Annotated in this window: 16 protein-coding genes and 1 tRNA gene; 12 read left to right on the top strand and 5 right to left on the bottom strand. The window is 61.8% G+C overall.

The window, feature by feature from the left end:
• Positions 1-37: 37 nt before the first annotated feature.
• On the bottom strand, positions 38-1,327 hold the full coding sequence (locus tag P6U24_RS18525) for a polysaccharide biosynthesis/export family protein (RefSeq protein WP_407153970.1): 1,290 nt from the start codon (positions 1,325-1,327) through the stop codon (positions 38-40).
• 828 nt (positions 1,328-2,155) lie between these two features.
• Between P6U24_RS18525 and P6U24_RS18530 the strand changes: the two genes are divergently transcribed.
• The 7 genes from P6U24_RS18530 to tnpC all read left to right on the top strand — a co-directional run bounded on the left by P6U24_RS18530 (position 2,156) and on the right by tnpC (position 10,610).
• On the top strand, positions 2,156-3,406 hold the full coding sequence (locus tag P6U24_RS18530) for an O-antigen ligase family protein (protein ID WP_407153971.1): 1,251 nt from the start codon (positions 2,156-2,158) through the stop codon (positions 3,404-3,406).
• Between the two features lie 28 nt (positions 3,407-3,434).
• Positions 3,435-5,333: a GumC family protein gene (locus P6U24_RS18535; RefSeq protein ID WP_407153972.1), complete on the top strand. Its 1,899-nt coding sequence runs from the start codon at positions 3,435-3,437 to the stop codon at positions 5,331-5,333.
• 80 nt (positions 5,334-5,413) lie between these two features.
• On the top strand, positions 5,414-6,361 hold the full coding sequence (locus P6U24_RS18540; RefSeq protein ID WP_407153973.1) for a hypothetical protein: 948 nt from the start codon (positions 5,414-5,416) through the stop codon (positions 6,359-6,361).
• Between the two features lie 869 nt (positions 6,362-7,230).
• A complete protein-coding gene (locus P6U24_RS18545; RefSeq protein ID WP_407153974.1) occupies positions 7,231-7,701 on the top strand; it encodes a hypothetical protein in 471 nt (156 codons plus the stop codon).
• 481 nt (positions 7,702-8,182) lie between these two features.
• Positions 8,183-8,587 (top strand): IS66-like element accessory protein TnpA, encoded by a 405-nt coding sequence (tnpA, locus tag P6U24_RS18550; protein WP_407153975.1) that lies wholly within the window; start codon positions 8,183-8,185, stop codon positions 8,585-8,587.
• Complete coding sequence (tnpB, locus tag P6U24_RS18555) at positions 8,584-8,934, top strand: IS66 family insertion sequence element accessory protein TnpB (RefSeq protein WP_407153976.1); 351 nt, start codon at positions 8,584-8,586, stop codon at positions 8,932-8,934. The genes tnpA and tnpB overlap by 4 nt, the downstream gene beginning before the upstream one ends.
• Before the next feature lie 62 nt (positions 8,935-8,996).
• Positions 8,997-10,610: an IS66 family transposase gene (gene tnpC / locus P6U24_RS18560; RefSeq protein WP_407153977.1), complete on the top strand. Its 1,614-nt coding sequence runs from the start codon at positions 8,997-8,999 to the stop codon at positions 10,608-10,610.
• Between the two features lie 162 nt (positions 10,611-10,772).
• On the opposite strand, the gene P6U24_RS18565 is transcribed toward tnpC, so the two are convergent.
• The 4 genes from P6U24_RS18565 to P6U24_RS18580 all read right to left on the bottom strand — a co-directional run bounded on the left by P6U24_RS18565 (position 10,773) and on the right by P6U24_RS18580 (position 12,110).
• Positions 10,773-11,021, bottom strand: coding sequence for a hypothetical protein (locus tag P6U24_RS18565; RefSeq protein WP_407153978.1), 249 nt, complete (start codon positions 11,019-11,021; stop codon positions 10,773-10,775).
• 377 nt (positions 11,022-11,398) lie between these two features.
• Positions 11,399-11,575: a hypothetical protein gene (locus P6U24_RS18570; RefSeq protein ID WP_407153979.1), complete on the bottom strand. Its 177-nt coding sequence runs from the start codon at positions 11,573-11,575 to the stop codon at positions 11,399-11,401.
• 84 nt (positions 11,576-11,659) lie between these two features.
• Positions 11,660-11,923 (bottom strand): hypothetical protein, encoded by a 264-nt coding sequence (locus P6U24_RS18575; protein WP_407153980.1) that lies wholly within the window; start codon positions 11,921-11,923, stop codon positions 11,660-11,662.
• Positions 11,924-12,035: 112 nt separating this feature from the next.
• Positions 12,036-12,110 (bottom strand) — tRNA-Asn (locus tag P6U24_RS18580).
• A 254-nt stretch (positions 12,111-12,364) separates the two neighbouring features.
• Here P6U24_RS18580 and P6U24_RS18585 point away from each other — a divergent pair.
• The 5 genes from P6U24_RS18585 to P6U24_RS18605 all read left to right on the top strand — a co-directional run bounded on the left by P6U24_RS18585 (position 12,365) and on the right by P6U24_RS18605 (position 19,756).
• On the top strand, positions 12,365-12,550 hold the full coding sequence (locus P6U24_RS18585) for a hypothetical protein (protein WP_407153981.1): 186 nt from the start codon (positions 12,365-12,367) through the stop codon (positions 12,548-12,550).
• Positions 12,551-12,702: 152 nt separating this feature from the next.
• Positions 12,703-13,368 carry a protein-L-isoaspartate O-methyltransferase family protein gene (locus tag P6U24_RS18590; RefSeq protein ID WP_407153982.1) on the top strand — a complete coding sequence of 222 codons (666 nt, stop codon included), beginning with the start codon at positions 12,703-12,705 and terminating at the stop codon, positions 13,366-13,368.
• Between the two features lie 489 nt (positions 13,369-13,857).
• Positions 13,858-15,243 carry a TolC family outer membrane protein gene (locus P6U24_RS18595; protein WP_407153983.1) on the top strand — a complete coding sequence of 462 codons (1,386 nt, stop codon included), beginning with the start codon at positions 13,858-13,860 and terminating at the stop codon, positions 15,241-15,243.
• Positions 15,244-15,829: 586 nt separating this feature from the next.
• Complete coding sequence (locus tag P6U24_RS18600; RefSeq protein WP_407153984.1) at positions 15,830-16,570, top strand: PopZ family protein; 741 nt, start codon at positions 15,830-15,832, stop codon at positions 16,568-16,570.
• Positions 16,571-16,888: 318 nt separating this feature from the next.
• Positions 16,889-19,756 (top strand): valine--tRNA ligase, encoded by a 2,868-nt coding sequence (locus tag P6U24_RS18605; protein WP_407153985.1) that lies wholly within the window; start codon positions 16,889-16,891, stop codon positions 19,754-19,756.
• Positions 19,757-19,766: the final 10 nt, after the last annotated feature.

Here is a 19,766-nt window from a genome sequence, read left to right on the forward strand (position 1 = left end):
GGGCGCAGCGCCGATCAAGAGAGGCTCGAGCGGCTGTCTATTGGGCAGCGACGTCGATGCCCGCCGCGCGCAACGCGACCTCGACCACGTCTCCAGGTTGGAGCTCGGTATCGGCGTCGGCAGTATGGCGTTCCTTGCCGTTTGTGCCGATTCTGAACACTGTGATCTCGGCCTTCGCGGCGTTGTCTGAAGGCAATGGAGGCTTGAGGCCCGCCAGCTGAAGCTTTTCTTCTACGCCTCGCAGCTTTGCGCGGTCGCCGGTCAGCTTCACTGTGGCGTCCTGCAATTCCGACAGCAAATCTATGCGTCGCTGCTCCTCAATCTTCTCGAGCTCTCTCGCGAACTCGGCGCGCGATCTCTTCACTTGCATAAGTTGATTCGTGGTCTGCAGTTGGCGCGTCGCAGAGTACAGTAGAGCTCGACGGAACTCAGCCACACGCGGGCTCGGCAACATGCCATTGCCGTAGGCTGCCTTCGCCTTCTGGAGCTCCTGGGTGTCGGACTGAACGCCATCCTCTTCGGCCTGCTTCTGCTCCGACAACACGACAGCCTGCTTGTCCGCCTCCTCTATTGATCGCCGAAGAAAGTCTTTTGCCCGTTCGCGAGCCGCAGAGCTTGCAGTGCGGTACTCGATTTCGAGGTTCACAATTTGCGACATCACCTCGTCTGGAACAGGTGCCGGTGGAATGGCTTTTTGGTCCAGCTCGATAGTCTCCCCGAGATCCGTCTTGATGCGCCAGACCCGCACGTGCTCTCGCGCCAAGCTCAACCAGACCGTGATATACTCGCTACGCAGAGTCGCCGCATCGAACGGCGTCGTGTTAGCCCGCGCCGGTGCAGAAAATCCGCCGGCAGACGCCAGGGCCTGGCGCACGGTCATACGAGGGCGGAACGCCTGCTCGCCAGGGCGGGTGACGTCGCCGGTGATAAAGACGGGCCTGTACTCAACGACCGTCGCGGCGACCTCATCCCGATCGAACATCCGCGAGAACTCACGGCCGTCCGGCGTCCGGATGCGAAATATCTTGCTTGCTACGGCGGATTGAATTTTGCCGCGAACCTCGGAAAATTCGGCGCCTTCCACCATGAACGTGCCGAGGACGGGAAACGTAATGCTGCCGTCGAGTTGAACGGGGGCACGCTGTCTCAGTTCAGGAACGCCGGACACGGAGATCTCGACAACATCGCCACCCTGCAAGCGGTATTCGGCTCGCGCCGGGTTCAGCGAGTAGCATAGCGTCGCCGCGAGGACGCTGGTATCCAAGACGAATAAAACGATTGAGCGTTGAAGGCACATCATAATAACCGACAAGAAATCATCGTTCATATGTCGGGTCAAATGACTTCACGTTGCCGGCGTTGGACCATGGGAAGTACCCCCAACACTCCACGCGAATTACTCCCTACGACCCATGCGGAGTACTCCCTACGACCAATGCGGAGTACCTACTTCATGGAATACCGGCTCTTGTAGCGGATTGGAGCGTGCTCGGACGCCGTCGCAAGGCGTTCTCGCGGTGCGGCAAAGATCTCCGAATCCCAGATTGCCGGGCAGATCATCGAGCCAGCTCCTCGAGCGAGTTGAACAGGTGCTGCAAGGTGCGGCCTTGCGTTGTCGAGCATGTCCGTCAGAATTTCGCGCCGATTACCCCTAAGGAAGCATAATACCGATTTGCAGCTCATCGCATGATTTCGCTCCTTTACAAGGTATCTATCGAATTGCGACTCTATTCGCGTGATGTTGAGCGTCGCCGAGCTACTCAGGGCGGCTCCCGAGCGCAAAGGTTACAAAAGTTGCAGGACATGCTGTGCAACTTTTTTTCCTGCGTCTGCGCCGTCCATCGAAAGGGCTGGAGAGAATGAGCGACATTGCAAAGCGAAATCGCCGCAATGAGCGTAGTCACGATACTTTGCATCAGGCCCAAAGCCCGGGAGCTCAGGTAGCACAATCCCGGCCGTATTCACTTGGGCTGCGTCTATCCGGCCGCTGTCTCAAGATCATCCGGGGGCGAGCACCACGAAGCCGCCAAGGGCGCACCGGGCATGGCCGGTATTCCCTGCAGCGTGGATCACCGCCGCGGCGGCGGCCGTCCGCGCAGCAACATCAATGCGGTGCCGCCGCGCGCCGGGCTTCGAGTGTTGCGGAGGCGATTCCATGATTATGGATTCGATGCTCGCGTTCGGGCTGGTCTTGGCGACGGCGACGCAGCTGCGATTCGGGGATACACCGTTCGGGCCAGGCGAAATGTGTCTCGTCGTGTGGATGGGTATATGTCTGTTTCGTCAGGCTGGGCGCCCGACGCTGGCGTCGAATCCCGCGCTCAGCCATGTGGCTACATTCTGGTTGATCCTGATCACCGCCGAAAGTGTCGGGGCGATCGTGGGATTCGCGACCGAGCGGTTCTTCGATATCGCCCACATCATCCACGACATCGCTGCCTATTCTTTTCTGTGTGGCGTCTCCTGCACTATGGCTGTCGAGCTGGCGAGCGAGCACCGGCGACGTGTGACGTGGCTGGTCGCGTTGTTCGGTACCGCGTCGCTAAGCCTGCAGGTAGCCCACGCGTACGGCTTGATCCGGCTCCCGCTCCCTGTCGATCCTTGGATCTACTCCGTTCGCTTGAGAGGTTGGTCGACCGACCCGAACCAGCTCGGTCTCGTGGCGGCATTGCTGACGGTGATTTCGATCCATCTTGCGGACACCGCGACCTCGCATGTCAAAATGATCGCAGCTGCGGCCTGTGCCGCACTTACCGTCCCCGTCGGCGTGCTCAGCCTGAGCGATTCTTTCACAGTGGGCATGTTGGCTGCGAGCATTGTGTTTCTCGTGGTCAAGTCCTCACTCTGGCTGGCGACGTTCAGACGAGGCGTGACCTTTCAGGCGGCGTCAGTAAGCCTCGCTCTCGTGGGGTTGCCGGTGATCGTAGCAGGCGCCGTCCCTCTCATCCCGGCAGCTATCGATCGTGTAGAAGCCAAATCCGACGCGCTCTACAACGAGGATAACCAGGGAGACGCTCGGTTTCATCTTTGGGCGGAAGCCTACGATAAGGGCATGGGCGCCGCGATGCTCGGCCTTGGACCGGGTCCTCATCTGACCAAGAAGGTATGGAAGGAAGCACCCCCACACAAGTTCGAGTCACACAACACTCCGCTCGAACTGTTTGTCCAGGGAGGGCTTCTGGCGCTTCTTGCTATCGTCCTTCTCTACGCATCGATGTTTCTCGCGACCACGAGAGCTAAGCTTCCGGCTCTGGCCGCGCTCTCGTGCGCCATCGTCGTATTCAGTCTGTTCCACTTCATCATCCGCCATCCAATCTTTTGGTTCGCGGTCATCCTTTGCTTCTTGGAAGCTGCCTTCGCTCGAAGCTCCCGTTTGATGGAAAACGCGGATGTAGCTCCGCCATGACAATCGAATGCAATGTGGACAGGAAATCATGAACACGCAGCAGCCGACGGGACTTCACCTTCGCCAGCTCATGAACGTTCTCCATCGTCGATGGAAGCTGATCGTCGCGGCGGTTGGCGTCGCGGTTGGCCTGGCCGGGACCATCGGGTTCGTCTTTCCGCCCCGGTATACCGCGATCGCTCAGGCTATCGTCGATCCGCCGAGAGGCAGCAGCGGCGTCGCCGAGCCAAGTATTGCCGGTGTGCTCGACGATGCCGGAGTACTGACCCACGTCGCGGCGCTTCTCTCGCAAAATCATGTCCAGCGCGTATTTGACAGCCTTGTCGCAGAATGGGGACCCGGTCCGAAGGAGATACGACGCCTGCTCCCCAATGAGGAGTTCTCAATCGATACTTTCACGCTCCGCATCAACGCGTTCAAGGACACTCACTCGCGTATGATCGGGATCACATATGTGTCTACCGACCCAGCCTTCGCCGCAGCGGTCGCAAATCGCAGCGTGGAGCTCTACCTCGCAACCCTCACAGAGCGGAATGTCGCCGATCGTAACGACGCTCTGCGCAGCCTGAGCAAGCGGATTCCTTTCGTGAGAGCAGAGGTCGTGCGCGCCGAGGCTGCACTGCAAAGCTATCGTATCAAGCACGGCTTTACCGAAACCAGCCGGATGGACATGGTCGACCAGCAACTCGTCGATCTAAACCGTCAACTGGCCGTTGCGAAGTCGGATCTCGCGGAGCTGCATGGGCGACCCACCCCGTCGAGCATCGACCATACCGCCAGTCAGAGCCAGTTGGCAGCGGAAAGCAGCACCTTAGAGACACGGATGCAACAGCTAGAGCGACGGATCGCTGTTTTGCAGGACGCCAGCACCGAGGTGCGGGAGCCCGAGGCACGGCTGCGCGAACTGCAACGTGAAGCAACGACTTTCGCTCAGCTTTATGATGGTCTTGTGCAGCGTCAGAAGGCAATTCTTGAAGGGGGCGACGTTCAGCCGGATGTGCGCGTAATATCGCCCGCCGCGGTCCCGACTCTGCCAAGCTCGCTCAATCCGCTCCTATTTATTCCACCGGCCATGGTGCTCGCGTTGATAGGTGCCGGCCTGCTGGCGATACTGCTCGACCAACTCGACGGGACATTGCGCAATGAGCGAGAGGTGACCGATGCCCTCGACATCTCCTGCATCGGTATCGTTCCGCAGCTCACGGGCGGAAGGAAGCTCCGGCCGTATCAGCTGATTCCACAAAACGAGCGGTATACAGAGGCGGTTCGATCAGTTGTTGCTGCAGCGCTGCAGCTGGCAGATCCGCAAAAATCGCCTAAGACGCTCCTCGTCACCTCGAGCGTGCCGGGCGAAGGAAAGACGACACTGGCAATCAGCTTCGCGGTTTACGCTGCACGGATTCAGCGTCGCGTTCTCTTGATCGATCTCTCTTTCCGACACCCATCAATCGCGAGGGAGCTTGGCGGAGGCGAGGGCGGCGGGATCTTGCAAGTCCTGCAAGGCCGGACGCCGGCTGACTTGATAAGAGCCGCTCAAGGCCTGGGATTCGATTATCTGCCCCTGTCGTGCGAGTCGACGGATCCCGTTAAGGCACTTGCAGGAGAGAGGATGCCAAAGCTCTTGCGCCAACTGGGAGAAAATTATGATTGCGTGGTGATCGACAGCGCTTCGCTGCTCAGCGCGACGGAGGCGAGGCTGCTCGCTTCGATGGTCGATAAGATCCTCTTCGCGGTCAAGTGGGGGAGCACCTCGCGTGAGACTGCGCAGAATGCGCTGGAGCTATTGCGACGATCCGCGTTGGGAAAGGTCTCCCTTCGAGATACCATCATTGCGGTGATCACCCAAGTGAACCTAAAGAGGCATGCACGTTATCGGTACGGCGACTTTAGTGAAAATCTCTTGCGTACAAAGTCCCATGCGGTGTGACGTCAGTCGAGATCGATGCGCTGGCGGAGCGACGATGCGGAACGAGGACCAGTATTGGCACTGAGGCGAGGAGCACAAGCATGCAGCACGCGATCGCCAGAACGGCTTTCAGCGCCCCGACCAAGGCCGCCGTCCGTGGCTGGGCCCCGAGGCGAAGCGGGTTGCTGGTGATTTCAGTTGTGCTCGGGCTCATGGGCCAGGCTCTTGCTACCGAGCCGCGTGAGCATTTGCATTTGACCGTTAATTTGCGCGGCGACTATACCGGAGCGGCTTCAGCTGGGTTCAATCTTGCGGGTGTGAGCACTCAGCTCGCGCTCAGAGCGTTACCGGAAGGTATGAAGGGTGTCTATTGGCTCGGCAACGGCTACAATCTTGAATGCTCGTGGCGGCTCAGTGATCGGCAAGTCACCGATGTTGTCCTGGCGATCAAGGACGACCCGAAGTTCAGTGGCATCTATTATATTTCCGACGAACCGCATCCGGGGGTCTGCGCGGACGCACCGCAGCGATTGGCGGAGCGAACCGCGTTAATCCATTCTCTCGATCCGCGCGGCCGGACGTTTACGGTGGTCCTGAACGGTTCCTCCGCTCCGACAGAGTTTACGCAGATGAAGGACGCGGCCGACTATATCGGCGTCGATCCCTATCCCTGCAATGTCAAGAACGAGCGTACCGGGTGCGCGTACGCCGCGCTCCGGCAGCGCATCGATCAAGCTCTCGGGGCCGGCATTCCCACCACCCGCATCGTACCGGTCTTCCAGACATTCGGGCAAGTCTGCACAAGCCTGAACCGCAAGTACCCCCCATACTATCGAATGCCCACCGTGGCCGAGACGGAAGCCATGCTGGCCATCTGGGACGAGAAGGTCCCGGTGAAAGACCGGCCCTTCGACATGGCATACTCGTGGGGAACGCAGCCGACCCTTGCATGTCCCACCCTGCAGATGGCGGACGGCGGTTCGCATCCGAACCTGCGCTCATTCTATGAGGACTATTTCGCGCGTATGAAGGAGGCGTCCTCTCACTGATGGCGGAATACGTCATATGTTCCGATATTGCCCAGTTGCGCCAAAATCTGCGACCAGATTGTCAGGCGCCTGGACCACGGAACCCATCAGGTCAGGGATAACGGGAGCCCCGTTTCTCATCCGCGGATGAGTGATTGATTGCATCCATGGGCTTGATGGAGCAGAGGGACGGGGCAGGGAGTCCCCGTTTGCCCAAGCGCGCCGTCCTTGTTGCATCTTAGAGCCTTTTCCGTTTCGATTGAATCGGAACGGGGCTTTAGCTTTTTGTTTTGACGCGTTTTCTTGACGCGAACCGGTGTCCACTTCGCTTGAAAACGCTTTAGGGAATGAGCGTGGCGTAGACGTTGTCACCGTATGTTAGCTACAAGACGGCACGCCAAGGACTGCGGGCTTTGAGGTCGGTTTGCCCCCATGATGAAAAGCCCGCTCCCTCATAGAAGCGTAAGATGGTCTCCAGCTTCGAACCTGTCGTCAATAGGACGCTGCAGCAATCGGCACGCCAACCAACTCGAGCGCATAAGCAAGAATCCGCACTGCCTAGACCGGTCAAACGACGACGCCCGAACCCTCCGCGCCGCGCCCGCGAGCGTCAGTTGAACGTCTTGAAGTCACTAATTTTCGTGCAGGAAAACGACAGGCCGGCAAATCGTGGGGCTCTTCTGCCACCGTGCAAAAAAAGTCTGGGCATGCTGTCCGAGCGATCGACTTGCACTGCCTCACGGACTATCCCGGTATGAGCGCACCAGCGTTAACCTGGAGTGCGGACATAAAGCTTAATCCGCAACCTTAACCAATAGTTCTTGTTGCCGGATCCTCCAAAGCAACTAATGATTGTGTTCGGTTCCCTTAATTAGCAAGGAGTACTATTGATGGCACAACCAACAATAGGACGGATCTTGACAGATCTGGAGCGCGAAATCGGTGAAGAGCTTCGAAACAGGCCGTCTCCTCACGAGCGGGATCCCTTCGCGCCGCCAAGCGTGCGTTCGCCTGCTATTGCGATGCCGCAATATGTCGAACACAGCGATGGCGCTACGGAGATAGGTAGGCTGTCGGCGGAAGCCGTTGTTGCCGAATATGAAGCTGCGGCGAAAGAGATTGAGGCGATGGGTGTGGAGTTGATCGAGCGCGTCAAGCAATGCGAGGCGATGACACGCGATGCACTCGCCGTGACGGAGGAACTGAACGAAACCGCAAGGCGCTACCGCGAGGAGGCCAAGCGCGTGTTCCTTCAGATTGAGAGCTGCTCGCGAGTGACGGCTGAGGTCCGCCAGACCTGCACCGATCTGAAGGAAAAGATCGCCTTTAAAGGCGAGCTGCCCTTGAATAGAGTGTCCTAACTGCCAGTCGTTGGGATCATCCAAGACTGAGATCACGGAGAAGATGCCGTCCAGGATGTGACTATCCTGTACATCGGTTTTAGGGCCGATCTCCGCCTCCGATGTTCGCAAGACCTGCGCACCGCTTGTAGCGCCGCTACAGCAACCCGAACCGCGACGCGCCAAGGCGGAGGCGAGCTCTCGGGGCGACGACGATCGATCAACACAAAGGCTATCGCGGCGCGCCGGCCAAGCTTCAAGATCATCGACGAGGGCTCGTCGCACGTTGCAGAAGAATCGGCCTTAGGAATCCGACCTAGATTTCATAGTCAAATCGCTCCAGCAAGCGAACGCTACCATACAGCTCGCGGCAAGTGGGCAGAGCAGTACGGGCTTCCGCCGCCAAGCAAACCAGGCTGCATCTTCTCCTCCTCGAGGACATCGTACCCCTCCGGTGAGAACCGCCTTGCGCTGATGCAGGGAGGCGCGAAGACATAGTCGTATGACTGAGCATACGACTATGCCGAAGGTGTCGCGGCTTGAGGTGATCCAGACCGGGTCGCGGCGTCGCTGGACGCTGGAAGAGAAGCGGCGGATCGTCGCCGAGAGCGATAGCGGCACGCGGCAGGTCTCGGCAACCGCCCGGCGGTATGGCTTGTCGACCGGTCAGTTGTTCACCTGGCGTCGGCTGGCACGCAAGGGGCGACTGGGCGGGAATGCCGAGCCCGTGTCGTTTGCCGAAGCGGTGATTGCGGATGGAGGATCGGCCGCGGCGGCATCGCCGCCTCCCGCTGGTGGGTGCAGACGCATGGAGATCGTGCTTGCGGATGGGCTGCGGGTCATCGTCGAGCAAGGCGTCGATCCCGGTGCGCTGGCGCGGATGATCGGCGCGCTGGAGCGGCGATGACGATCCCTATTCCGAGCGGGGCGCGGGTGTGGCTGGCGACAGGCCGCACCGACATGCGCAAGGGGTTCGATGGGCTGGCGCTGCTGGTGCAGGAGACCCTCAAGCGCGATCCGCATGGCGGCCACCTGTTCGTATTCCGCGGCCGGCGCGGCGACCTGATCAAAGTGCTGTGGCACGATGGCCAGGGCATGTGCCTGTTCTCCAAGCGCCTGGAGCGCGGCCGCTTCATCTGGCCGTCGCCGGCGGACGGGACGGTGGCGATCACGCCGGCCCAACTCGGGTATCTCCTGGAAGGGATCGACTGGCGGCTGCCGCAGCGGACATGGCGGCCGGAGGCGGCGGGCTGAACGCGTTGGAGCGCGATAGGAAGGGCATACAAACCGCGCGCCCTGTGATTCCATCATTGGCGATGAGCCCCAGTGATTCTCCCACGGATGAGATCGAGAGATTGACGCGCCTGCTGCGCGATCGCGACGCCGAGATCGCGCGGATGCGTGCCGAGGCGACTGGCGCGGAGGCTCTGATCACGCATCTGCGTCTGACGATTGCGAAGATGCGGCGCGAGCTCTTTGGACAGCGCAGCGAGCACAAGGCGCGGCTCCTTGACCAGATGGAGCTTCAGCTTGAGGAGCTGGAAGCAACTGCGGCGGAGGACGAACTTGCGGCCGAGAAGACAGCCGCTGCTGTTGGCGAGACGCCGCCGCTGTCTGCGTTCCCGCGCAACAAGCCTGCGCGCAAGCCGTTCCCGGCGCATCTGCCGCGCGAGCGGGTCGTGCTGCCCGGTCCCGATGCCTGCGCCTGCTGTGGCTCGACCCGGCTCGCCAAGCTCGGCGAGGATGTTACTGAGACACTGGAGGTGGTGCCGCGGCAGTGGAAGGTCGTGCAATACGTGCGCGAGAAGTTCACCTGCCGGGACTGCGAGAAGATCACGCAGGTGCCTGCGCCGTTCCACGTTCTGCCGCGCGGCTTCGCCGGGCCTTCTCTGTTGGCGATGATCCTGTTCGAGAAGTACGGGCAGCACCAGCCGCTCAATCGCCAGTCGGAGCGCTACGCGCGCGAGGGCATCGCGCTGAGCCTGTCGACGCTCGCCGACCAGGTGGGCGGTTGCGCGGCGCTGCTGCGGCCGCTGCATGATCTGATCCGTGCGCACGTGCTCGCGGGCAACCGCGTCCATGGCGACGAGACCCCGGTGCCAGTGCTTGCCAAGGGCCAGACGGCGACTGGACGGGCCTGGGTCTATGTGCGCGACGATCGCCCATTCGGCGGCCACGATCCACCAGCGGCAGTGTTCTTCTACTCGCGCGACCGCGCGGGCGAGCACGCCGAGCGTCACCTGCACGGCTATGGCGGCATCCTGCAGGCCGACTGCTACGCTGGCTTCAACCGGCTGTACGAGGCCGGCCGCAAGGGAGGGCCGATCACCGAGGCCGCTTGCTGGGCGCATGCTCGGCGCAAGTTCTTCGTGCTCGCCGACGTCACCGCCAAGGCGCGTGGCAAACTCGCCGTCATCGCGCCGATGGCGTTCGAGGCGGTGAAGCGCATCGACGCGATCTTTGACGTCGAACGCAAGATCAACGGCCGGGTGCCGCTCGAACGGCTCGCCGAGCGCGCGCTGCGCGTTGCGCCGCTGGTCGCTGATCTGCAGATCTGGATGCGCACCGAGCGCGCTAAGCTGTCACGGCACTCCGAGGTCGCCAAGGCCATGGACTATATGCTCAAGCGCTGGGAGACGTTCGCGCGCTTTCTCTCCGACGGCCGCATCTGCCTGACCAATAACGCCGCCGAGCGCGAGTTGCGCGGCATCGCACTCGGCCGCAAGGCGTGGCTGTTCGCCGGCTCCGATCGCGGCGGCGAACGGGCCGCCGTGATGTACACGCTGATACAGACCGCCAAGCTCAACGACGTCGACCCTCAGGCTTGGCTCGCCGACGTCCTCGCTCGAATCAACGACCACAACATCCGCACGCTTGACCAGCTTCTGCCTTGGAATTGGAAGCTCTCAGCCCAGAAGCTCGTCGCCTGATCCTTGGACTGGCGGGGCGGCAATCGACTAACCCGCGGTCTTCACCGGATACTTACAGGACATCATGCCGGTGCTGGCAGCAGATGCCGCCCAGCCGGCGATCTCTGGCTTCGCCGTGAACGGCTGGGATCACCTCGTCGCGCAGCACAGTGCCCCATAGTCTCACTTAGACCGAACGGCTCGCCCTTTCGCTGGCAGGCCTGCAGTTCGCGACTTGCGCGTCGAAGATGCGCCGGCACGCTTGGACTTGCCCACTCGCTTCGGCCCCAACGGTTTGCTCGCCATCGGTTCAGATAGCGCATCGCGGACTGGCTTGAGCTGCGTGGCGCCGGGCGTATTGAGAACAGCCTCCTCGAGCATCTTGCGCAACTCAGCCTTTGTCGGCTTCGCTGGTGTCGTTTTATCGCTCATCTGTCAGCCTCGTGATCAAATGAGGCGGACGCTACCGCGGCGACAGACCTTCGCAAGAAATCCCGCCGATTAACATTGCTGATTAGGTTTAATAGGCGTGAATTGATGTTTTCAAACGCTGCGGATCACGCACCTTATTCGTGCGCACAGATATCTAATTTCCCAAGGTTCTACGCAGGGCTGCGGTGAGCTGTCGACATCTCACTCCAGAACGGAGGCACGATCGAGGCTGCAGGCGTGCTATTCATTGACGGTGACCAGCCCGGAGCTCGATTGACGCCCTGATAGCTAGCTCCGCGCAAGAGACCGTATCGCGTGTCCACTTCAGTACGAAGAAGATGCTCATGGTTTCGGGACGCTGGTAACAGGTTCGAATCCTACGACTCCACCGATGGTTTACCCGACGCCAAACCCCCGAGGAGCAGGGCGACGGCCTGTCGCGACAGCGGCACGACGAAGTCTTCCGCCGCTTCGCCGTTCTGGGTACGCAGCCGCTCCATCTTGAGTTTGTCGAACGGGATGATCCATCGCGCGCCGGGTCGAAGTGCTTCCATTCGGCCTTTGTCATGGTGTCAGGCCGCACGAAGGTCAGCGCCAGCAACTCGAGGTCGTACCAAGTCAGGTTGTTGCCGCGCCCTTCATAGGCTCATCCGTGACGCCGGGCGCTTCTTCGCGCGATGGGCGGGAAAGCCCTCGCCGAAGTTTACCTCGGAGAAGGGCGAGTGCTTGATCAATCCCTTGCGCTTGGCGACGGCCATGATCTTGCGCGCGGCGGACACCACGCGAACACGGGTCGGCTTGTTGAAGTTCTCTGCCAAGCTCGACAGGTGGGCTGTCTCCTCCACGGGAACGTCCGCAAACCCCTTGCCCCGGCGATATCCGGACTTGAACAGCGCTAACACCGAACGCATCGCATAACTGGGCCAAAAAGGCCGCGTCATCAACGCATTGGCGGGCTTTTGAGGGAAGAGGGATGGCCGCGGACCATCAAAAACAACCGTGGAGAGAGCCTATTGGCTCCCCGGGCTGGATTCGAACCAGCGACCATTCGATTAACAGTCGAATGCTCTACCGCTGAGCTACCGAGGAACAGGCGACGCAAATGTCGCGAGCGGGGCTGCGTATAACAAAGCCTTTTCGCCTTGCATAGAAGGAAATCGCATTCCGCTGGACTTCCCGAAGACAGCCAAAAATCCACGCCGAACCAGGGGGTTATAGCGGAAATTCGATCTGGACGAGGCCGATCGCCCACAAGCGGATGACAGGAATTTCACTAGGAGCGGTCATCGCCCGCGATCATATTTGCCGCGCACCGCAATTGCCGGGCTCCTGGAGGTGATTCCATGCCGAGCACCAATGTCGCGCCCGTCCGCGGAACGAACTCGCCGCCTTTGATTGCGACGGGAATTACGACCCTCAGCGACGAGGAATGTGTGGCGCGTCTCGCACATGCGGTCGAGGAGCATGATTCCCGGCATTTGGAGGATCTGGCGCAACTGCTCGGGCGGCTTCCGGTCGTGATCGAGTAGCGGTCCGCGATTGGTCGGCGGCAAGCGTGGAGACGGCGGGTGACATCCGCCGCCCAATGCGATCGTCGTGTTGCGTTTTCACATGGCTTGTACCAAAAGACGGCGCAGTTCCTCCGCGGCTCGTCCGCAACGCTTATCTGCAGGTCCGCCAAATGTCAGCCTTCGCGACTGCGCGCCAGAAAATGGTCGATGGCCAGGTACGCACCAGTGACGTCACCGATCACCGTGTGCTGGATGCGATGCTGACCGTGCCACGCGAAGCGTTCGTGCCAGCGGACAGGCAGGGCATGGCCTATCTCGATCTCGATCTCGACGTGTCAGCCGCCGGCGGCGTGAAGCGATTCCTGGTCAAGCCGGCGCTCACCGCAAAGTTGCTGCAAGCGGCGGAAATCAGGCCGACCGACCGCGTCCTGGTCGTAGGCTGCGCCTCGGGCTATGCCGCCGCGCTCGCGGCAAGAATCGCGAGCCACGTGACGGCGACGGAAAGCGAGCCGGCCGTCGAAGGCAACGCCAAGCAGCTCCTGTCCAAGCTCGGCCTGGCCAACGTTACGGTCAAGCTCGCCGCTGCAGCGCTGGGCGATCCAGCCGACGAGCGCTACGACGTGATTCTCTTGAATGGGGCCACCGAGGTTCCCTTGGACGGACTTTGCCAGCAGCTCGACGAGGGCGGCCGTCTGGTCGGTGTCTTCGCCATCGGCAAACCGGCGCGTGCCATGATCATCACCCGGTCACATCATGATTTCGGTGCCCGGGTATTGTTCGACGCCACGGCGCCAGTTCTGCCTGGCCTCGAGCGGGTTCCGGAATTCACCTTCTGATATATCTGGTGGGGAGGGCTCCGGTCCATCTCCCGCATGACCGCCAGAATCTTTTCAGAAAGATAATCTTTAGGCTCTAGCATTGAGATGCGGCACGACGGGGATGTCGTTGCCGTTATTTCGCGCGTATTTGCGTCCCATGTGCCGTGGTCGGCAATCGTTGAAGCGTCCGTGACTGGCTGGGTTATGCCCACAATTTGTGGGTAGAACCGCCGTCGGAACGGACAGGATCTGAACGATGCTTTAGGTGGGCTTGCGGGCCCACCCAGTCATTGAGTCGGTGTCGCGGCAATGGCGGGCCTGAAATCTGTTTGAAATCAGAAGTGTGGCCCGGATGCTGCAGGTGGAGAGTTTCCGCATCAGTTCCGGCGCGAAGTGGTTCCGTCGCGCTTGCATGGGGAATAAGGTGCAAGGGTGCGCGGGAGTCTCATTGGGGTTTTACTGCCCGGCTTTGGCGTTGAGCCGGTGACAACGATGAATGGAACAAGGATGTTTGGGGTGAAGGTCGTCACCGCAGCGGCGGCTGTGGTCCTCCTGATGGCTTGTGCAGGCCCGGCGCCTGCGCTCGCCGATACGATTGAGGCTGCGCTGGTCCGTGCCTATCAGAGCAATCCGCAGCTGAACGCCCAGCGCGCCTCGGTCCGTGCCACCGACGAGGGTGTCCCGCAGGCCTTGTCCGGCTATCGGCCGAAGGTCAATCTCACTGCAACCGGCGGCTACCAGTACCAGGACATTCAGCTCTCGCCGGCCACCGCGCCCATCCATGGGACGACCGTTCCGCGAAGCGTCGGATTGAACGTGACGCAGACGCTGTACAATGGCAACCAGACCGCCAACAACGTCCGGAAGGCCGAGTCGACCGTGTCGGGTCAGCGCGAAGCGCTGCGGTTGCTGGATCAGAACGTGCTGTTCGCCGCGGCCAGCGTCTACATGGACTATCTGCGCGACGCTGCGATCGTCGAGGTTCAGCGCAGCAACACCCGTGTGCTCGAGCAAACCCTGAAGCAGACGCAGGATCGCTTCAATGTCGGCGAGGTGACGCGCACCGACGTTGCTCAATCGGAGGCGCAACTCGCCGCGGGGCGGACGCAGCAACTCACGGCCGAATCGAATCTGACGACAACTCGCTCCAACTTCCGTCGAATCATTGGCAGCGATCCCACCAATCTGGCCCCCGGATCGCCCGTTGATCGTTATTTGCCGCCGACATTGCCGCAGGCCATCGAGATCGCGCTGATCGAAAATCCCAGCGTGACATCGGCGATGTATGGCATCGACGTCGCCTATCTCCAGGTGAAGATCAACGAGGGGGCGCTGCTGCCGACCATTACGGTGTCGGCCCAGGCGCAGCGGGCCGATGAGCAGACCTTGCAGCAGTTCCGTTCGTTCGGCGCGTCGGCGGTCGCTCAGTTGAACGTTCCCATCTATCAGGGCGGCGCTGAATACGCCTTGATCCGCCAGAACAAGGAAAGCCTGGCGCAGCAGCGCCTCACCCTCGATACGACACGCGATCAGGCGCGCGCCGACGTGGTGACGGCGTGGGGACAACTGGTCGCGGGCAAGGCCCAGGTGGCCTCGGCCCAGGCGCAGGTCACGGCGTCCGAAATCGCGCTGAACGGCGTGCGGGAAGAAGCCAAGGCCGGGCAACGCACCACGCTCGACGTGCTCAACGCGCAGCAGGCCTTGGTCAATGCGCGTGTCGCACTGGTGACCGCTCAACATGACCGGGTCGTGGCATCGTACAACGTGCTGCAGCGGATCGGCCGGTTGTCACCCCAGGTGCTCAAGCTGCCGACCACCACCTACGATCCGAGCGTGCATTACCAGCAGGTTCGCGACAGCTGGGCAGGGGTGCGGACGCCTGACGGCCGCTAAGGCTTGGCGTGCTGATATGAGGTTCCTCCAGGTCGTCACAACGCCAGCGGGTAGGGACCTCAAATTCAAGGCGGCGCCGCAAGGGTGGACTTGCCGGCGCAGCCTTGCGTCCGCCGTGCGCGAAGTTGCCGCGGCAAGCTGATGCGAACGTCGAAAACCGAGCAGCCAAAGCGGATCGCACGGACGAGCGCCTCGGCCATTGGCCGAGCTTCGATGATGCAGGCCAAGGTTATATCCGTAAAAGGCACGTGACGATGCCGTCAGAGGTTGTGTCCCGTCTGCGTCGGCCTGTTTCTAACTCGATCCGCTTGAGCTGTTCGCGGCGAGCGTTGCTTGCAATCATTTGTTGCCATGACATAGCCTCAAAAAGGCCGCGGAACGATTCGCAGCGCTTCGGATGCTCTTCGTTAATGGATCTCCGGTACGGAACGTATCGCACTGCTCCTCTGGATCGAGCGGCGCGTTCGGGAGACGAGTGGGCGATGGGTGAAGTGAAGTCCAAGCCTCTTGGATCCGAAGGCCGCGAATCCTGCCGTGGTTGGGTTATGGCGACGCGTGCGACGGCGTCGATGATTTGGAGTCGGAAATGACGCAGCCCGCGAAGGTCCAAGAACCCTCGATGGAGGAGATTCTGGCATCGATCCGGCGCATCATCGCCGACGATGAAGGTAAGCCGCCAGCGGCCGAGAAGGCGGCTCCGGCGCCCGAGCCGCCGCGCGCTGAAAAGCCGGCCGCCAAACCGGTGATGAACGACATTCCGCCGTCGAAGATTCCAGCAGCGGTCGCCGCTGCAGCCAAAGCGCCGCCGCCAGCCCCCGCGCCGCCGGCCGCAGCATCGGCGAGCAACAATCAGGATGATATCGACGCACTTTTGGCGGGGTTGGACGAGACAACAACTCCCGAAGAAGTTAGACCGGCGCAACCGGAGCCCGAAGTACTCGAGTTGACGGACGACATGGCAGTGGCACCCCCGATCTCCGCCCCCAGCACAGCAGCCGCCTCCTTCCGCAAGGTGGAGCCGCAGGACGATATCGACTTCGTCGAGCCGGCGTCCCGGGCCACGCCCAGGGCGCCGGCCGCCTATGACTCGCCGGCCTTTGAGGCGACCGCCCGGCAGGCGATCCTGTCGCAGAACACCGTGAATTCCGTGGAATCGGCCTTCAACGCGCTTGCCAACACTGTGCTCAGCAACAACGCCCGGACGCTGGAGGATCTCGTCAAGGAGATGCTGCGGCCGATGCTGAAATCCTGGTTGGACGACAATCTGCCGGCCCTGGTCGAGCGGATCGTGAAGGCGGAGATCGAGCGCGTCTCGCGCGGCCGCTAACGACCGTTGCACCGGGCCTCTGCCCGGAAAGCACAATATCGGGCAGGGCGGACGCTCCGCCGCCCCTCGTTGCTGTGGCACCAGCCCATCTCCTGATGGAGTTGACTTAAGACGCCCTGGCGGCTTTTTACCCGATAAGAACCCGGTGCCGACGATGTGATGCCCCGCGCCTTCGTCGGGGATCGGGCATCGATACAAAAAGACCCGTAAAATCACGAGCTTGTGGGCATATCATCACGTCCCTCGGAAGAGGGAGAGGATTGCCCGCATCGGCCAACCAACCTTGAAAGGGCCGGTCCCGCGCCGGCCGCGCACGCCATGATCGAGAAAAACTATCAGCCCGCCGACATCGAAAGCCGCATGTCCCTGGTCTGGGAGGATTCCCGCGCTTTCAGCGCCGGCCGTCCCGACCGGCGCGAGGCCGAGCCGTTCACGATCGTAATCCCGCCGCCGAACGTGACGGGCTCGCTGCATATGGGCCACGCGCTCAACAATACGCTGCAGGACATTCTCTGCCGATTCGAGCGCATGCGCGGCCGTGACGTGTTATGGCAGCCCGGCACCGACCATGCCGGCATCGCGACCCAGATGGTGGTCGAGCGCCAGCTCATGGAGCGCCAGCAGCCGGGCCGGTGCGAGATGGGCCGCGAAAAATTCCTCGAGCGCGTCTGGCAATGGAAGGACGAGAGCGGCGGCACCATCATCAACCAGCTCAAGCGCCTCGGCGCTTCCTGCGACTGGCGGCGCGAACGCTTCACCATGGACGAGGGTCTGTCGAAGGCCGTCGTGAAGGTGTTCGTCGAACTGCACCGTGACGGGCTGATCTATAAGGACAAGCGCCTGGTCAACTGGGATCCGAAGCTGCTGACCGCGATTTCCGATCTCGAAGTGCAGCAGGTCGAGGTCAAAGGCCATCTCTGGTACCTGCGCTATCCGCTCGAAGGCAAGACCTTCAGCCCGGAGGATCCGACGAGCTTCATCGTGGTCGCCACCACGCGGCCCGAGACCATGCTTGGCGACACTGCGGTCGCGGTCCATCCGGAGGACGAGCGCTATCAGCATCTGATCGGCAAGCGCGTGATCCTGCCTTTGGTCGGCCGCGAGATCCCGATCGTGGGTGACACCTATTCCGATCCGGAGAAGGGGTCCGGCGCGGTCAAGGTCACGCCTGCGCATGACTTCAACGATTTCGAGATCGGGCGCCGCCACGGCCTGCCGCAGATCAGCGTGCTCGACAAGGAGGCGCGCCTTTCGCTCGTCGACAATGAGGACTATCTGCGCGGTCTCCCCGAAGGCTCCGAGGAGTTCGCCAGGGAATTCCATGGCACCGAGCGCTTCGCCGCCCGCAAGGCGATCGTCGAACGGCTGGAGAATTTCGGCTTCCTCGAGCGCATCGAGCCGAACACGCATACGGTGCCGCATGGCGACCGCTCGAATGTCGTGATCGAGCCGTTCCTGACCGATCAATGGTATGTCGACGCCAAGACCCTGGCCCAGCCCGCGATCGCGGCGGTGCGGTCGGGCAAGACGACGTTCGTGCCGAAGAATTGGGAGAAGACCTATTACGACTGGATGGAGAACATCCAGCCCTGGTGCATCTCGCGCCAGCTCTGGTGGGGCCACCAGATCCCGGCCTGGTACGGCCCCGACGGCAAAGTGTTCGTCGCCGAGACCGAGGAGGAGGCCGTCGGCAACGCCATCGGCTACTACGTCGAGCAGGAGATCATCACGCCCGAGCAGGGCAGGGAGATGGCGCTCGACCGAAACAAGCGCGAAGGGTTCATCACGCGCGACGAAGACGTGCTCGACACCTGGTTCTCCTCGGCGCTCTGGCCATTTTCGACGCTGGGCTGGCCGGAGGATGCGCCGGAGGTGAAGCGCTACTATCCGACCAACGTGCTGGTCACCGGCTTCGACATCATCTTCTTCTGGGTCGCCCGCATGATGATGATGGGCCTGCACTTTATGAAAGAGGTGCCGTTCTCGACGGTGTACATCCACGCGCTCGTCCGCGACGAGAAGGGCGCCAAGATGTCGAAGTCGAAGGGCAACGTCATCGACCCCTTGGCGCTGATCGACGAGCACGGCGCCGACGCGCTGCGTTTCACGCTGGCCGCGATGGCCGCCCAGGGCCGCGACATCAAGCTGTCCACCCAGCGCGTCGAAGGCTACCGCAAGTTCGCCAACAAGCTCTGGAACGCCAGCCGCTTCGCCGAGATGAACGGCTGCGCGGTGCCGCAAGGCTTCGATCCGGCCAAGGCCAAGGAGACCCTGAACCGCTGGATCGCGCACGAGACCGCCGCCGCCACCCGCGAGGTCACCGAGGCAATCGAGGCCTATCGCTTCAACGATGCGGCGAATGCAATCTACCGCTTCGTCTGGGACGTCTATTGCGACTGGTACGTCGAGCTCTGCAAGCCGACGCTGCTCGGCGCCGACAGCCCGGCAAAGGCAGAGACGCAGGCGATGGTTGCCTGGGCGCGCGACGAGATCCTCAAGCTGTTGCATCCCTTCATGCCCTTCGTCACCGAGGCGCTGTGGGAGACCACGGCAAGCCGCGAGGGGCTGCTGGCGCTCGCGCCCTGGCCGCACCGCGTCGACACGCCGAGCATGGAGGAGGTTGCGATGCTGTCCGCCTCCAGCTTCAACGATCCCCTGGTGCCGCCGGTCCTGATCGGCTTCGATGCCGCGAGCTTCAAGGATGAGGCGGCGGAAGCCGAGATCGGCTGGGTGGTCGATCTGATGACTGCAATCCGTTCGGTCCGGGCAGAGATGAGCATCGCGCCGGCCACCTTGCTGCCGCTTGTTCTCGTCGGCGCGTCCGTTGAAACCAGGGAGCGTGCACCACGCTGGACCGACGCCATCAAGCGCATGGCCCGCGTCGCCGAGATTTCTTTCGCCGACCGCGCGCCGGAAGGCTCGGCTCAGCTCGTCGTGCGCGGCGAGGTCGTGGCCTTGCCGCTCAAGGGTGTCGTCGATTTCGCCGCCGAACGGGCTCGCCTCGCCAAGGAGATCGCCAAGGCCGATGGTGACATCAAGCGCGTCGACACCAAGCTCGCCAACGAGAAGTTCGTGGCCAATGCGCCCGAGGAGCTCGTCGAGGAGGAAAAGGACAAGCGCGAGGCGGCCATCGCCCGCAAGGCCAAGTTCCAGGAAGCGCTGGAGCGGCTGCAAAACGCGGGGTAGGTCGCTTCTT

The sequence above is a fragment of the Bradyrhizobium sp. STM 3557 genome, from assembly GCF_045571465.1.
Classification (GTDB): domain Bacteria; phylum Pseudomonadota; class Alphaproteobacteria; order Rhizobiales; family Xanthobacteraceae; genus Bradyrhizobium.

Coding starts and splice junctions, on each gene's coding strand:
- P6U24_RS18525 (WP_407153970.1), bottom strand. CDS start 1,327: ATGAACGATGATTTCTTGTCGGTTATTATGATGTGCCTTCAACGCTCA.
- P6U24_RS18530 (WP_407153971.1), top strand. CDS start 2,156: ATGATTATGGATTCGATGCTCGCGTTCGGGCTGGTCTTGGCGACGGCG.
- P6U24_RS18535 (WP_407153972.1), top strand. CDS start 3,435: ATGAACACGCAGCAGCCGACGGGACTTCACCTTCGCCAGCTCATGAAC.
- P6U24_RS18540 (WP_407153973.1), top strand. CDS start 5,414: ATGCAGCACGCGATCGCCAGAACGGCTTTCAGCGCCCCGACCAAGGCC.
- P6U24_RS18545 (WP_407153974.1), top strand. CDS start 7,231: ATGGCACAACCAACAATAGGACGGATCTTGACAGATCTGGAGCGCGAA.
- tnpA (WP_407153975.1), top strand. CDS start 8,183: ATGACTGAGCATACGACTATGCCGAAGGTGTCGCGGCTTGAGGTGATC.
- tnpB (WP_407153976.1), top strand. CDS start 8,584: ATGACGATCCCTATTCCGAGCGGGGCGCGGGTGTGGCTGGCGACAGGC.
- tnpC (WP_407153977.1), top strand. CDS start 8,997: ATGAGCCCCAGTGATTCTCCCACGGATGAGATCGAGAGATTGACGCGC.
- P6U24_RS18565 (WP_407153978.1), bottom strand. CDS start 11,021: ATGAGCGATAAAACGACACCAGCGAAGCCGACAAAGGCTGAGTTGCGC.
- P6U24_RS18570 (WP_407153979.1), bottom strand. CDS start 11,575: ATGGAAGCACTTCGACCCGGCGCGCGATGGATCATCCCGTTCGACAAA.
- P6U24_RS18585 (WP_407153981.1), top strand. CDS start 12,365: ATGCCGAGCACCAATGTCGCGCCCGTCCGCGGAACGAACTCGCCGCCT.
- P6U24_RS18590 (WP_407153982.1), top strand. CDS start 12,703: ATGTCAGCCTTCGCGACTGCGCGCCAGAAAATGGTCGATGGCCAGGTA.
- P6U24_RS18595 (WP_407153983.1), top strand. CDS start 13,858: ATGTTTGGGGTGAAGGTCGTCACCGCAGCGGCGGCTGTGGTCCTCCTG.
- P6U24_RS18600 (WP_407153984.1), top strand. CDS start 15,830: ATGACGCAGCCCGCGAAGGTCCAAGAACCCTCGATGGAGGAGATTCTG.
- P6U24_RS18605 (WP_407153985.1), top strand. CDS start 16,889: ATGATCGAGAAAAACTATCAGCCCGCCGACATCGAAAGCCGCATGTCC.